This window comes from Pseudomonas sp. FA117 (assembly GCF_057370475.1).
Genome location: NZ_CM170675.1, coordinates 1,909,357 through 1,925,199, shown reverse-complemented (window position 1 = coordinate 1,925,199; position 15,843 = coordinate 1,909,357). Strand labels below are relative to the sequence as shown.

At 60.2% G+C, this 15,843-nt stretch carries 4 protein-coding genes and 1 pseudogene; all 5 read right to left on the bottom strand.

Annotated elements, in window-relative coordinates:
* Nucleotides 1-171: 171 nt before the first annotated feature.
* The 5 genes and pseudogenes from AC1TXO_RS09005 to AC1TXO_RS08985 all read right to left on the bottom strand — a co-directional run bounded on the left by AC1TXO_RS09005 (nucleotide 172) and on the right by AC1TXO_RS08985 (nucleotide 15,794).
* The gene (locus tag AC1TXO_RS09005) at nucleotides 172-426 is read right to left on the bottom strand and encodes a hypothetical protein (protein ID WP_486405980.1); all 255 of its coding nucleotides are present in this window, start codon (nucleotides 424-426) and stop codon (nucleotides 172-174) included.
* Nucleotides 423-3,332 (bottom strand): annotated as a pseudogene (locus AC1TXO_RS09000) (DUF637 domain-containing protein); the annotation flags it as partial. The gene AC1TXO_RS09005 and the pseudogene AC1TXO_RS09000, both read right to left, overlap by 4 nt.
* Before the next feature lie 554 nt (nucleotides 3,333-3,886).
* Complete coding sequence (locus AC1TXO_RS08995) at nucleotides 3,887-4,270, bottom strand: hypothetical protein (protein ID WP_486405979.1); 384 nt, start codon at nucleotides 4,268-4,270, stop codon at nucleotides 3,887-3,889.
* A 152-nt stretch (nucleotides 4,271-4,422) separates the two neighbouring features.
* Nucleotides 4,423-4,953, bottom strand: coding sequence for an SMI1/KNR4 family protein (locus AC1TXO_RS08990; RefSeq protein ID WP_486405978.1), 531 nt, complete (start codon nucleotides 4,951-4,953; stop codon nucleotides 4,423-4,425).
* A 2-nt stretch (nucleotides 4,954-4,955) separates the two neighbouring features.
* Nucleotides 4,956-15,794 (bottom strand): two-partner secretion domain-containing protein, encoded by a 10,839-nt coding sequence (locus tag AC1TXO_RS08985; RefSeq protein WP_486405977.1) that lies wholly within the window; start codon nucleotides 15,792-15,794, stop codon nucleotides 4,956-4,958.
* Nucleotides 15,795-15,843: the final 49 nt, after the last annotated feature.

Here is a 15,843-nt window from a genome sequence, read left to right as displayed (position 1 = left end):
CGAAGTCTTTAGCTTTCCAAGCCCTTGAATTACATCGCCACGCTCTATTCTTGCTCCTATAAGCGAACTGATCCGACCAAATACACAATTGGCATTCTAGATAAATTTAGACCCCCACAAATTCCGCCCCTCTAAAGCCCAGACAAACCCAACACAACCACAAATTAAAAATCAGTCGCTGCGCTTTTTTTTAACCTCTGCCACCTTTGACTTCACCCATATCCCTAAAGCGACTGGAACCCCGCAAGACAATCCAACAAGAATAGACTTATGAATATCCTCCCAACCAAATACCCAATAATCAAACTTATAATAACCAATAATCGCCCCCAAAAGATGTGCCAATATGCCAATTACAAGAAAAAGCAATACAGAATACGCCAACAACATAGCCATCAATAAAAACCCAACTCTTTCCAGCTTCACTTTTTATCCCCTACAGAACTGATTTTTCCCCCGATGACTTCGGAAAACACAGAACCAACTACGTTGCCGTATATATCAGCTTCTTCTCCGACAACTGGCTTTAACTGACCAGACACTACTTGACCTCCTTTAAAACCCATCAAGCCACCCAGAGCTGCGCCCAGAAGTGAGTATGTCGGATCTTCACCCTTGATCAAACTTCCCAAATAAGACCCACCCACCCCAGCACCGAGAGTGAACCCTAACCCTCTGCCTTGAGTGGCCCCGCCAACAGTAGCAGCAATTGATGCGTCCACGTAACTAAACGGCTTATCGGTGGATAACTGATAACCGATATTCGCTCCGCCGGAAATCGCCGCACCTGATACGACACCTGCAACACCGGTTGCGGGCGCCACAACCACACCTAATGCGCCAGGAGCATAGACCCAACCGGCGACATAATCATGACCTGGGCCTTTGTACCCATCGCTTCTAGCCAAGGACTGGAGCGCATCAGAAATCTGCTCGGGTGTCTTGCCTTGCTCAGCCATATATGCTCCTAAGCTGGCAGCTTCCGCCCCCCAACTTCCCCCTGGATGTAAAAAGTCATTATAGCGCTGAGCGTTTCCAGCCACCCAACTGGCGGTTTCAGGGTTCCCATTACCCAGGGCTCCTGCCAAAACCCCAATAATCTGGGCGGTCGCCACCTTGAACTGGTCGTCCGTAGCAAACCGTGAATCGAGATACTTGCCTAGACCTGCACTTGTAGCCGCCGTGAGACCTTGCGCTGCAGCACCTGCCAGTGCCCCTGTTTTGAAGTCTCCTCCCTTGGCGGATGACAGCGCACCACCCAAGACTGCGTGCATTAGGATTTTTTGTGCAGAGCCAGGACTGACGTTGAGATAATCAGCCAAATCGCCGACCTGTTTATTACCGAAGGCCGCCGCCAAATCCAATCCTTCAGACACAGCAGCAGCCCCAAGATTATCTTTGAAGCTGCCTCCATTTATCGCTGTGTTCACACTGCCAGCGACCAAAGCATGTGTGCTGCTACGAAGGATGTTCTGGCTGACCGAATTCCAATCCAACAGACCAGAGCTATACCCTGGATTATTGATGCCATTGGCACTCAGAACCAACGGGCCGTCGGGATTCCACCCCGCAACTGCTGTGTCTATTCCACTCAAAATTCCGCTTGTCACCATCTGCGTAGCGTATCCCTTTATGGCCTTGCTGCTGGTTGCCGCTTTTAGGCCAGCACCGATGTCTCCACCACCGTTTATGGTTCCTACTGCAAAGTTACTGGCCATGGCACCTGCAAGAGGACCAAGGTAGACGCTCGCGACAATCGAAATAATCAGGGCGGGCGCTGCTCCCAGTCCTGAATTTTTGTAATCCCAGCTGTCGTGAATTTCTTTTACTACTCGCCAATCCACTTGTCCGCTGGCCTCGGCCTGCTTGATCCACGCCAGTTGGGGTTCTGCTCGGACCATTGCATCAATCGTTTGGCTGACGGTGTTTTGGTCAATTTGCTTAATATCAATATTTATTTTGCCAGCGGCCCGAATCGCCAATTCCCCCTGGGTTACCATCAAGGTCTGGCGCAGCGTCTCATCAGTACTTCCCTTGCCTTTGGCGCTGGTCCACGCCAGATCCGACTTGCTCTTCTCGTGACTCTCCTGATGCAGGTCCTTGACCGCCTCGAACGTCACCGCGCCGCCACTATCGATGGTCAGGTCATTACCCGAGGCGAGCTTCGCCCCCTGGTACAACTGATCGCCACCGCTCTTGAGCGTCAGGTCGCCACCGCTGCTGACTTCGCTGCCCACCGCCTTGACGTCGGTGACTTCGTCGCGCTGGGTCTGCTTGCTGCCCCAGCCGCCTTTCTTGCTCATGTCGTACAGCGAGTACTGGCTGTCGTTGGCCGTCAGCAGCTCCAGCTTGTCGCCGGCCACCAGGTAGGCTTCTTCGCCGGCGCTGACTTTGCTCGCCACCAGGCGCAGGTCACGTCCGGCGTCGATGGCCAGGTCGCCGCCGGCCTTCACCACGGCAGACTGCTGCTCGACGTCATCCTCTTGCCGCTCGTACTTGGTCTTGCCCTTCTTGCCCTTGGCGTAGCTGTGCTCCTCGTTCGCCGCAGCAGCCAGGGTCACGTCGCGGCCGGCCTGCAGGGCCAGGTCGCGGCGTGCCTCGACTTCGCTGGCGACGATGCTCAGATCCTGGCCTGCCGTGGCGGTGAGGTTGCCGCCTGCGCTGATCTCGCTGCCGTACTGGGTGATGCTGGTGTCGTGGCCGCTGACACGGCGGCGTTGATACTCGTGGCTGTCGACGCCTTCCTGGCTGACGATGGACAGGTCGCGACCGGCATCCAGCCTGATATCGCCACCCGCCTTGAGCACCCCACCCACGTTGCCGATATCGCGCCCGGCGGTGATGGTCAGGTCGTTCGCCGCCTCGATGCGCGCTGCGCTGTCGACCAGGTCCTTGGTCACCTGCTCACCACCGGCCCGGCCTTCCAGCCGGGTGACGCTGCGTTCGTTGATCACATCGCCGGTCAGCGCGGTCAGGCTCACTTCACGACCGGCGATGATCCCGCCCTGGGCGTTGCGGATCGAGTCGGTGGCGAGCATGTCCAGGCGCCCGCCTGCTTCGATCAGCCCGCTGTTGCTGATGTTGGTGGCGCTGGCGGCGAGGTTGTTGGTGGCACGCAGGGTGCCGACGTTGACCAGGTCGCCGCCGCTGATCAGGTTGACGTCGCGGCCTTGAATCAGCGCGCCGTTGGGGGCGACGCGACCGTTGGCGTGGGCCAGGTACAGCACCGGGGCCAGCACCTTCTCGCCGTTGACCTCGACCTGCTCCATCCAGACGATGTCGTGGGTAAGGGCGGCGACCTGCTCGGCGCTGAGCGACACGCCCACGCTCAGCGGCGGGCGATAAAACACGAACGAGCTTCCCGGACGCCTTCTGTATGTGCTCGGCCGCCTAAACCGCTGGTTCTACTTGCCGCACCCGCCATTCAGCTGATTTACCAAACGCCGAATGATGGAGGTGGTGCCGTGGCTGCCAGACCGGAGCATGGTCGAGCACCGGCTGTAGAGCGGGGCAGGATTGGGGTAAGCGATTTTCGATGAGTAGGGGCTGCTGCTTCAGGTGCAAACTGAGCATAGATTTGGCGAGAGGCGCTACTAGGCTCTGTACAAAAAGTCTGATACTCGGTGATGCCGCGTTAAAAACAGCCTTGGAATGCTCATTTACAATCCATAAACTCCGCTTCCTCGGCCGTTTCGCCTTGCCTGACCTTCGTCTAAAAAATTTTCATACACCCTAGTTTACTTCGCCGGAGGACGGAGGACGGAGGACGGAGGACGAAACCTGCGCACAAAAAAGAGCAGTTCATTCTATCTTAGGAACGCCCGTTATTTTAAAAAGATGCTAAAAAGCCATTCTCAGCAACGGCACCCCCGCACCTTGGAGCCCCCTAACTTTGCGAGGGTGCTATATAGCCCTCAGGAATATCTGGCCACTCAGGCTCAAGCAACAAATACTCGGCATCCTCGGCAATATTGTCAAAAAAACCAGACAAACTCATGGCATGAGCTCGAAGATGAATTAGAGCCGACTGAGTGGCTAGCGCATCTCCTCCACTCGACGCAAGTCTGCGTATATTTTTCGCAAGCTGTTCCATACCTTTTGCAAGCAACAGAGAAAGATCCTCATGATAACTAACCTTCAGCGCTTCCAGCTCCACCTCCGGCAACTTCTCTTGAACGATTGCAGCAAATAGCTTTCTTACCTTATTAATCTCAGAAAAATCATTCATCGCGGCGATTTCCTTTTGCTTAATAGCAATTTTCGTTTTCACCTCGTTAATCTAGCCATCGAGATGATGCACATTCCGACCATCAACTGGCGAAACCGTAGGGGAAAGAACGTTGTCACGCCCATGAGTGGACTCCAGATCATTTATGGTAGTTTGCGGGTTGTACGGAGCCTCGGAGCCTTTACCTTTTGCACCTAATCAGCAGCTGTAAAAAAATGCTTATCTAGATCAGCAGGAGGGAACTGACCAGGTAGAATCTTTGACGAAATATCCCTACTAAGAAGTTTTAAAAGGAACTCAACACAGCCACAACTGTAGACTTCTTCGTCTCCCTGATCCGAGCTATGAATAGCAACTCTCCACGAATCTGGCTGCCCCTCAACCAACCAAACAAAAGTTTCTCCATTATCTGTCACCGCCCAAGGAAGAAAAGAACCTTCCGCAGGATAATTTGGCCTTGGATAGTCCAACAAAAATTCCTGCCGCATTACAGCGTACGCGCCTAAAAAGTACTTACTTTTCTCAAAATTCAAATTTTGATTTTTAGAAAAAGGATCTAACACCCACACAAAATCGTCTACTGCTCCGCACCCGTAAATTGAAATAAATTCCTTGAAATCGTTGGGCAGCCGCAGACCTTTATCAGTTTCAAAGTTCACCCAAGCGGCTTTATCAAAGGCTCGCGGAGAGGGTGGCGGAAGAATATCAATCAGCTTATTTATCATCCTTACCTTACCCCATTTATGTTCGGGATTGATACATCAAGAGTAAAACCACCTGACCCACGAGCAGACAACGTCACACCGGTTGGCATTGGGTTTGCACCTGTATAAATAGGAATCGCCCTATAGCTTACTGTTTCACCACTCTGCACGGCACCTCTGACTTGACGCTCAAATGAGCTCATATTTGGATGATTCGCGTTGCGCTGGAAAAGTGTCACCAAATTTCTTGCATCATCACCAGCCCCTCCTAGTGAATTCGCAAGCAAATGTCCTCGCGCATGGTTAGCAGGCTGCCCCTCAAAACCTGGAGGTCGAATTGCTGGATTAGCACTCGAACCGCTTCCCAACGAACTCTCCCTGAGGACTGCTGTAACTCCCGTAGGTCGACCAAGTGAGTCGAGGTCGCCAAGAATTACGTTGCTTGGAGCATTTGCACTTGGCCTGGCGAGTGTCGAGTAGCTGCTTTCTGGTGTTGCTTTTGCATCCCCCACCCCTGGCTTAATACCACCCGACTCGCCACACGGGCCAACGTTATGAACCCAGGTTTTGAGTTTACCTACATAAAACGTATGCCCAACATCCACGGAAAGATTGAATGTCTCGCCGACTAACTTATGCAAACTTATCGAAGCAACGCGACTCGACGTGTCATTTCCAGCTCCATCAGCCAAGGACTGTAGCAAGTCTCCAGTCCTCAAGTCACCCATCGGCACAAAATCATGTCTGGCCGGTACATAGAATGGGTGACTGGGGGTCACGAACAAAGTCTCAGTCTGAACCTGACCGTCTGCGCGCGTGCTTTCCAGGGTCAACCGATAGATCGGCTGATCGTTACGGATGTGCGTCGCAGTGATCGCTGCGGCGAAGGGTTCACCCCCGTGCTCAGGCTTGGTCCAGACTATATCCCCGACCTTGAGGGTTTCAATCGCTCGGTCGCCCCCCGGAGTCGCAACCAAGGTTCCTGCTGCGAAGCAGCAAGGGCCACGCTCAGTTCCGCCAACTGCGCCCTTGCGACTTGTGACGGCCTTGACGACAGTTCGCAGCCACATCCCAAAGGTGCCGACATCCTCTGCATCAACCCCAACCCCTGCCTGCCCCGCAGCCTCTTGAGCTGCATCGGTCATCGCCTTGGTCATGGCGGTTCCGACGAGTGTCTGCATGGCCTGGTAGTTACTGAGTATCGTGGCGCCGAGCGCATACTGCTCTTTCCATCCGACTTCCTTCATGCTGCCAGCCAACAGCGCATGAGTTTTCTGGTAGTCATCCGAGAACAACTTGTACTCGCTACGGCAGGCGTCCATGTCACGGGCACACAGCCGCTCTAGTCGCTCCTGGTTTTCGATATTCAGGTCGCCATACCGCTTGCGTACATCAGCGCATGAATTGTTCGCATCACACGTCTTGAGCTCGGCGAGAAACGCCTCGACCTCTTTATGTCGAAGGAAATTGTTCTGAGTAGCCTGCTGCGCGACCCAAGCAGCCACTTGTTGATCTTTGGCATCTGCACCTAGGCCGGCAGCAACCGTCATACCGACCAATTGTGAGGTCATGCCCAATACACGGTCGTGAGCTTCACCGGGAAAGATCTTGTCCCCGACCAGTTGCACCAAAGCCTCATTCGCGCCTGCCGCCAAGGCCGCCGTGCGGAAGTCACCGCCCGCCGCCTCAGCAATCAGACCACCGACGATGGCATGCACTGCGACGCGCTTGGGCAACCCGCTGCCCATCAGACGATCTCCGACCTCATTGAAGATCGCTCCGCTCAATGCGTCCGCAGCAATCTCCAGGCCGGCCTGGACAGCGTTGTCCTTCAGGCTGCCACCGTAGACCACCGTACTCAGCGCTGCTTTGAGTGCAATGCGAGACACGATGCTGTCACCGCCCGGTGCAAGCGCCGACATCACATAACCTTTCATGGCATCACTGGAGGTCACATCCTTGACCACCGCACCGAGATTCCCACGGTTGTTTACCGCACTGGTGGCAGCGTTGGTAGCGGCAGCACTGACCACCGAGTTGGCGGCAAAACCGAGCGTTGAGTTACTTGCGGCTCCAACCGCAGATGCCCCAGCTCCCCAAGTCAGATAGGTCACGATGATTGCAATGACGAGCGAAGCTCCCGCACCCAAACCTGACTGGTCGTACTTGAAGCTGTCGTGAACCTCCTTGACTCGACGCCAGTCCACATCACCCCGAAGCTCTGCTTCCTTGAGCCACGCAAGCTTGGGGTCAGCCACGATCATGGCGTCGATACTCTGGCTGACAGTTGCCTGATCGATATGCTTGATATCAATCTTCAATCCGTCGACAGCCTTGATGGTCAAGACACCTTGCGCAACCAGCTGATTCTGTCGAAGAGTCTCGTCAGTCGTGCCACGGCCTTTCGCACTGTTCCATGCAAGATCACCCTTGGACTTCTCATGGCTTTCCTGATGCATGTCTTTGACGGCTTCAAAGGTCACTGCACCGCCACTGATGATTGCAAGATCACTTCCAGCTTCGACTTTGGCGCCTTGATAGAGCTGATCGCCACCACTGACCAGGGAGGTGCTGCCACCGCTGCTGACCTCACTGCCAACTGCTTTTACATCTGTAACTTCATCACGCTGGGTCTTGCTGCTACCCCAGTTACCCTTCTTGCTCATGTCATAGAGTGAGTAATGGCTATCGTACTCAGCCAATAGCTCAAGCTTGCCACCCGCGACCAGATAGGCGTCTTCACCCGCACTGACTTTACTGGCAACCATCTTCAGATCGTTTCCAGCCTCGACCTGTATGTCCCCTCCGGCTTTCAGACTGGCACCTACTTGACGAACATCATCCAACTGCGTTGTCGTCTTGGTCTGGCCTTTCTTGCCCTTGGCGTAGTCATGCTCCTCATTGGCCGCCGAACTCAGGAGAATGTCGTTACCTGCACTCAATGTCAGGTTGCGCCGAGCTTCAATCTCACTAGCGATGACCGAAAGATCCTGACCTGCTGTCGCGGTGATGCTTCCCCCGGCAGTTACCTCGCCTCCGTATTGGGTGATGGTTGTGTCGTAGCCACTGACTCGACGACGCTGATACTCGTGACTTTCGAGAGACTGCTGGCTGGTCAGACTGAGGTTGCGAGAGGCCTCCATATCAAGGTTCCCACCCGCCTTGACCACCCCACCCACGTTGCCGATATCGCGCCCAGCAGTGATGGTCAGGTCGTTCGCCGCCTCGATGCGTGCTGCAGTGTCGACCAGGTCCTTGGTCACATGCTCGCCACCGGCCCGGCCTTCCAGGCGGGTGACGCTGCGTTCGTTGATCACATCGCCGGTCAGCGCGGTCAGGCTCACTTCACGACCGGCGATGATCCCGCCCTGGGCGTTGCGGATCGAGTCGGTGGCGAGCATGTCCAGGCGCCCGCCTGCTTCGATCAGCCCGCTGTTGCTGATGTTGGTGGCGCTGGCGGCGAGGTTGTTGGTGGCACGCAGGGTGCCGACGTTGACCAGGTCGCCGCCGCTGATCAGGTTGACGTCACGGCCTTGAATCAGCGCGCCGTTGGGGGCGACGCGACCGTTGGCGTGGGCCAGGTACAGCACTGGCGCCAGTACCTTCTCGCCGTTGACCTCGACCTGCTCCATCCAGACGATGTCGTGGGTCAGCGCGGCGACCTGCTCGGCGCTGAGCGACACACCCACGCTCAGCGACAGCTTGTCCTTGCTGGCGATGGCGTTGTCCATCAGGTAGCGGAACAGCGTCTCGTCGCTGGTCATGCCGTCGATGTAGCGTTGACCGGTGCGGGCCACCACGGCTTCGCGGATCAGGCGTTGTTCGTAGAGGCCGTCGCCCAGGCGCTTGATGGCCTGGTCTGGATTGACGTTGAGCTGGCCGAGCAGGTAGTCGGAACTCAGGAACTGCTTGAGGTCGGTCAGGGCCGGGTTGGTCTCCACCAAGTACTTGTGCGAGGTACTCGGCACGCTGCGCTCAGGCACACCCTGGACCAGTCGAACACCCGCTGCCAGGCCATCCAGTGCCACACCGGCGCCGCTGACGGCGCCTTGGGCCGCAGCCGAGCCTTCGGCGGCCAGCGCCTGCGCCGCACGGTTGTCGGCACTGGTGGTGCTGGCCAGCGGTGAGATGAAGGTGCCACTGCCTGCTTGGGTACGGTCGGCGGTGGCGCCTAGGGCATCGCCGCTGATTGCCGCCTGGCCAGTCTGGGTGCTGATGCGGAACAGGCCGTTGCTGCCTTGCGGCAGGCTGAAGCTGGGCAGCGTGACCGGATTGACCTGACGCTGGGCAAGGTCGGGCGGCAACTGCGGGTTGAGCGCGCGCACCTGGGTCTGGGCCTGGCGTGGATCAGCCGTGGCATCGCCACGGACACCGATAGCACCGGCTCCGGCCTGGTTGACGCGTACCACGCTGTTGTCGATGCGCTGGCTGGCGTTGATGGTCACGGCGCCAGCCGACTGCACGACCGCCGGGGCAACCACGGCGCCCGCGATCGGCGTCTTGGTGTCGATGACGTCGTAGATGCTGTACTGCGGATACCCCGCAGCGGCCATGACCTCGTCGAGGGTCAGCGAGCCGGGGTTCTGGTTGAACTGGTTCTTGGCCTGGATGAACGCGTTGTACTGGCCGCGATCACGGGTATACATGCTCGCGGTGAGGTTGCGCTGCTCGCCACCCCCGGCGCCCTTGTTCTCGAACACCGCCGTGTTGATGGCAATGTCACCCGCTGCCGAAACGCTGCTGTAGTGGTTGCGGAATGCGTCACCGGAGAAGGTCAGCTTGCTGCCGGTGGTGATGAAGGCGGTGGGCGTATCGCGGTCGATGACGTCTTCCCAGCTTTCGGTTGCCGAGAAGTACAGCTCGCAGCCCTTGCCCTTGCAGCGGTCGTCGGAATAGACGTTGACGTTGCCGGCGACCAGTTTCTTGGTCGAGCTCAGGAATTCCTTGCGGTTGAGCAGCGTGTCCACCGCCAGGGTCATGTTGCCGGCGCTTTCCACGCTGCCGGAGATGTTGTCCAGCAGCACCGCGCGGGCACCGGCGTTGCCGGCAAGATCAAGGCCACCAAGGCTGTAGATATCGCCGTAGTAGTTGCTCAGGCTGCCGACGCGCAGGGTCATGTCATTGCCGCTGAACACCAGGCCGCGCTGGTTGCTCAGGCTGTTTGCGGCCAGCTTCACCGCCGCAGCGCCACCCAGGGTGCCGCGGTTTTCGAGGCTGGCGGCCGTCACCGTCAGCCCGCCCAGGGCGGTCAGGCGACCGTCGTTGCTCAGCAGGTTGCGCGCGGTCACCGCGGTGTCGGCGCCACCGGCCAAGCTGGCGGTACTGGACAGGCGGATATCGTTGGCGCCCAGCGTCAGTGCGCCAAGGCTGCTCAGGCGGCCATTGCCATCATAGTTGCCGGTCAGATCCAGTTGCAGGCTGCCATCGCTGGCCAGCAGGCCATGGTTGGTCCAGTCGCCGCCCCGGCCCTTGAGGCTCTCGACGGCCAGCAGCTTGCCGCTGGCGGTCTGGACGAAGCGGCCAATGTCCAGTTCCAGGCGCCGGGCTTGCAGCACGCTGCTGTTGGTCCAGCTGGCAGCGGCGATGCTCAGCAGGCCATCGGTGTGCAGCACGCCGCCAGCCTGGGTGACCTTGTCGGAGGCCAGGCCGAAGCTACCCTGGCCGGTGTGCAGGAGTTGCCCGCCGCTGTTGCTCAGGCCACCGATCTGCAGGTCGAGGTCCTGGTTGGCGGTGGCCAGCACGCCGTTGTCGTTGAGCAGGTTGCCCGCGACGATCAATCGACTGGTGCCGGTCTTGCCAAGGGCGCGCAGGTTGCCGCTGCGGTTGTCGAGTTCGTTGGCACGCAGTTGCAGCTCGCTCTCGCTTTCCAACTGGCCGAGGCTGTTGTACAGCGCGCCGCTGAGGCCAAAGTCGATGCGCCCGGCGCCGATCTTGCCGCTCTGGTTGAACAGTTGCTGGCCCTGCACCTTCAGCAATCCGGCGGCGTACAGGCCACCGCCGCGGTTGTCGAGCTCGGCTGTGATGATCTTGCCGTCACCGCCCAGCGCCGAAAGGTAGCCGCCCTGGTTGTTCACCTTGGCGTCGGCTGCGATGTCCACGGATTGCGCCTGGGTGGTACCACCAGCGTTGTCGAACAGGTCGCTGAAAACGCCCTTGAACAGGCCTTTGGCCGCGCTGAGCATGCCATTGCCACTGTTATCGAGGCTCGCCGCGTGCAGTTCGAGGTTGCCTGCCTGGCTCTCCAGGCGACCGCCGCGGTTGTCCAGGCGCTTGTCCAGGCGCTTGTCCAGGCGCACGTCGATATCGCCCTGACTCTTGAGCGTGCCGGCCTGGTTGTCCAGGGCAACCGCGTGGATATCGAGCTTGCCGTGCTCACTGAATAGCAGGCCATCGTTGCCGTTGAGCAGATCGCCGCTCAGGCGCAACACCAGGTTCTGCTGGCTGGCCAGATTGCCACCGTGGCTGTTGTCCAGCGTGCCCGAATCGACATGCAGCAACCCATGGCTGATCAGCTTGCCGCCTTGGTTGTCGACACGCGCGGCCTTGAGCAGCAGGTCGGCGCCACTGACCAGGCGCGCATCGTCGGTATTGAGCAGTGCATCGGCCAAGGTCAGGTCGAGCGCCGCACGGCTGACGAGCTGGCCCTTGGCGTTTTCCAGACGCTTGCCGGCGATGCTGATCGCCTGGCCATTGATCTGCCCGCCCTGGTTGTCGATGACGGTGCTGTCCTGGTCGAGCGTCAGGTCACCGGTGGCGGAAATGAGGCCGCCGCTGTTGTCGAGCCGGTCGCCGACACTGAGGGTGATGGCCTGTTCGGAGGAGACGATGCCCTTGCGGTTGTCCAGGCTGGCCGCCGTGATCTGCTGGCTGCCCTTGCTGACCAACGCGCCCTGGTCACGGTTGTCGAGGGTGCCGGTCAGGGTCACGGCAAGGTCGCCGCTCTTGCTGGACAATGTGCCTTCGCCGCTGTTGTTCAGGTCGCTGCCGGTGACCTGCAAGCCTTGAACGCCGGACATCAGGCCCTTGGTGCTGTTGTCCAGCTGTGCCGCCTCTACGATCAGCCGGCCGTCGCTGAGGATGCGGCCCTGCTGGTTGTCGATGCGCTTGGCGAGCAGGCTGAAGGATTGCTGGCTGGTGACTTCGCCAGCGCTGTTGTCGAGCTTGCCCAGGCGCTGGATGATCAGCGGGCCATTGGCACTGATCAGGCCGCGCTGGTTGGTCAGGTCGCCGCCGTTGAGGTCTAGGTCGAGTTTCTGTTCACCGATCAGACGCCCCTGGCGCTGGATCAACGCACTCACCCGCAGCAGCAGATCGCCCTTGGCGGAGATCTCGCCGCCCTCGCTGGAATCGACCTGCCCGGCCACCAGCGTCAACTCGGCATCGCTGTGGATGCGACCGCCGCGCTGAAGGGCATCGGCGCCGTTGCGCATGTCGCCCGTGGTCAGGGTCATGGCCTGCTTGCTGCTCAAGGCGCCGCCACGGTTGTCGAGGCCGTCGCTGGTGACGGTCAGCGCCGCCTGGCTGATGAGCTGGCCGCCCTGGTGGTTGTCCAGTTGTCCGGTCGTGACGGTCAGGCCGGTGTTGCCCGACAACAGGCCGCGCTCGCTGTTGAGCACGCCTGCACTGGTGACGGTCAGCGCTGCGCCAGCAGAGAGAATGCCCTGATCGTGGTTGTCGAGCTGTCCGTCGATCACGGCCTTGAGGGTCTGGCCGCTGGCCAGGGTGCCGCCGGTGAAGTTATCGAGGCTGGCAGCCTCGACGTCGAGATCGTGGCTGGCCGACAACACGCCCTTGAGGCTGTTGTCCAGAACACCGGCGATGCGCAGGGTCAGGTCCTGCGCGCTGATCAGGCGTCCGCCACGGTTGTCGAGGCTGTCGGCGATCAGACTGAAACCGTGGTTGCTGGAGATCTCTGCGTCGTTGCGGTTATCCACCGCGCCGATCTGGCGCAACAACAAGCTACCCGGCGAGCGAAGCAGGCCGCCGTCGCGGTTCACCAACTGGCCGTGCTGCAGGTCGAGGTCGATGCCGGTCCCGCTGACCAGTTGCCCGTGGTCATGCTGGTCTAGGCCGGTCAGCGTCGCATCGATCTGGCCGGAGGCACTGATGCGGCCACGGGCGCTGTTGTCGAGCTGGGTGCCGACCAGCAGCAGGCTGCCGGCACCGATGTTGCCCTTGGCGCTGTTGTCGATGGCACCGCTGCGCAACTCGGCGCGACCTGCAGCACTGATCGCGCCGGCCTGGCTGTTGTCCAGGCGGGCGGCGTTAAGCACCAGCCCGGCATCGGTCACCAGAATGCCGCCCTGGTTATCCAGGAGCCCTTGGCTGGTCAGGCCCATGGCAGCGATTGCCGAGACCTTGCCGCCCTGGCGGTTACGCAACGTGCCGGCGTTCAACGTGAGGGTGCCGTCGCTGACGATGAGGCCGGCGTCGCTGTTGTCCAACTGGCCGTCCAGGGTCAGTCCGATATGCGTGTGGCTGCTCAACCGGCCGCCGTTGTTGAGCAGTTCGGTGCCTTTCAGGCTCAGGCTGTCGTAGCCACTGAGCAGGCCCTTGTTCTGGTTCAGCAAGCGCTGGACGGTCAGGGTCAGGCCACGGTCGCCAATGACCTTGCCCGCCTGGTTGTCCAGCAGTTCGCTGGCGTCGAGCACCACCTTGCCTGCGCTGGACATCTCACCCTGCTGGTTGAGCACGCGCGCAGCGCGAATGTCGACCAGGTGGGTCGCGCCAATCCCGCCGCCGTTCTGGTTGTCGATCGTGTCGGCGGTGAGCAGCAGGCTGCCCAGGCTGGTCAGCCTGCCGCCCTGCTGGTTCAGGTTACCCAGGTGAGCTTCGAGGTCACCTTTGGCCGTGATGTTACCCAGCCGTTGATTGTCGACCTTGTCGGCGATCAGTTCGAGGCGGCCATCGCTCTGCAGGTGGCCGGCATCGCTGTTGGCGAGGCTGGCAACTTCGATGTGGGCCTTGCCCTTGGTGGTGGCTACGCCCTTGTCGCGGTTGTCGAAGTCCCCGCCGGTGACGGTCAGCGAGCGGTCGGCAAGCACCAGGCCGCCGCGGTTGTCGAGGCGTTCGCCATGCAGTGAGAGATCGCCGACGCTCGACAGCATGCCGTTGTCGCGGTTGTTCAGGGTGGCCACGTTGACGGCCAGGGTGCCGTCGCTGAGCAAGTTGCCCTTGCCGCTGTTGTCCAGGCCCACGGCTTTGAGATCGAGCAGACGCCTGGCCGAGATCAGGCCGAGGCGGTTGTCGATGTCGGCGCTGGCGACGATCAGCACGTCGCCGCCCAGCAACTGCCCGCCGCTGTTGAGCAGCCCGGCGGTGGTGATGGCGAGGCGATCGGCCTTGAGCTTGCCGCCGTTCTGGTTGTCCAGCAGCGCGCGGGTGGTCAGCCTGGCCTGCTGGTCGCTGCCGATCAGACCGTTGCCGCGGTTGTCCACCTGGGCGGCGGTGACCTGCAGATCTCCCTGGCCGACCACACGGCCGCCACGGTTGTCGAGGTTGCCGGTGATATCCACCACGGCCTGGCCCTTGCCTTGCAGCAGGCCTTGCTCACGGTTGTCGATCGCACCGCCCGTGGCTTTCAGGGTGTCGTCGGCCAGCACCTGGCCTTTGCGGTTGTCCAGCAGGCCTGCGGTCAGCGTGGTGGCGCGGCCCTTGAGGCTGCCACCCTGGTTGTCGAGCGTGGCGCTGCTGTCGATCTCGAGGTTGCGGTTGGCGACCACGCTACCGCGGTTGTGCAGGGTCTGGCCCTTGAGGCTCACGTCGCCCTGGGCGTTGCGGCTGTTGTCTGGCTCCACGCCGGCTTCGATGATGCCCTGGTTGTCGATCCGCGCGCCCTGCACGCTGATGCTGCCCTTGGCGGCGAGGCTCTGGCCGACGGTCACATCGTCGCGCACACGCACGGTGGCGCTGCCGGCGGTGTAGGTCTTGCCGGTCAACTCAGCGCTTTGCGCGGCGATCTTGAGGTCGCCGGCGCTGGAGGTCTGGGCAAGCGTCACCTTGCCGTTGGCGTCTACCTGGATATCGCCGGTGGTGGCGGCCATGTTGCCGGCCAGCTTGACGCCCACGCCCTGCTCGGTGCCGACCAGGCGGATGGTGTTGGCATACATCCCGCCCAGCGCCGAGCTGTCGATGGCCAGCAGGGGCTTTTCGCTGCCGTCATCGGCGCGCGGGGTGGCCTGCAGGGTGTCGGCCTGGACGTCGTTGCGCCCGGTGACGATGTTCAACTGCCTGGCATGCAGCTCGGTGTTGAGCTTGGCACTGCGGGTGATCAGGTCGAACTGGTCGAGGTTGGTGGCGTTGAGGGCATCGCCCTCGATGGCGATGTCGCCGCCATCGACCTGGAAGCGGTCCAGGCGCTCGCCGTCCATGATCGGCTTGCCGGTGGTAAGGGTCGCCCGTGGCGTGTTGATGAAGCCGCAGCCGTTGCAGGTGATGCCGTGGGGGTTGGCGACGATGACCCGTGCCGACTGCCCCGCCACCTCGGTGTAGCCTTGCAGGGTACTGCGGTTGCCGCCGGTGACCTGGTTGAGGATGACCTGGGCCGCCTGCCCCCTGAGATTGGGGTTGCCGACGATGATGCCGCCCAGTTGAGTCGACTGGGTCTTGCCGGTGGCGTTGTTGAGGATGAGCCCGTTGCTGCCGACGTTGTAGTCACGGAAGGTGTTGCTCGACAGGCCGCTGCCATTGGGGGTGGCGATATTGACGATCGGCACCCCGTTGCCGGCCTGGTTGACGCTGGTGTTGGCATTGGCCGCCGCATCGACGGTCAGCTGTGCAGCCGTGCTGACGATAGGGTTGAGAAACATCACGCCAGCAACGATCAGGGCGATGCACTGGTTCAGTGGGGTGCGGATATCCATGTCGAACAAACTCCAGTCGCAGCTCAGGCCAGTTGCCGGCCTGCCCCGC

Coding starts and splice junctions, on each gene's coding strand:
- AC1TXO_RS08990 (WP_486405978.1), bottom strand. CDS start 4,953: ATGATAAATAAGCTGATTGATATTCTTCCGCCACCCTCTCCGCGAGCC.
- AC1TXO_RS08985 (WP_486405977.1), bottom strand. CDS start 15,794: ATGGATATCCGCACCCCACTGAACCAGTGCATCGCCCTGATCGTTGCT.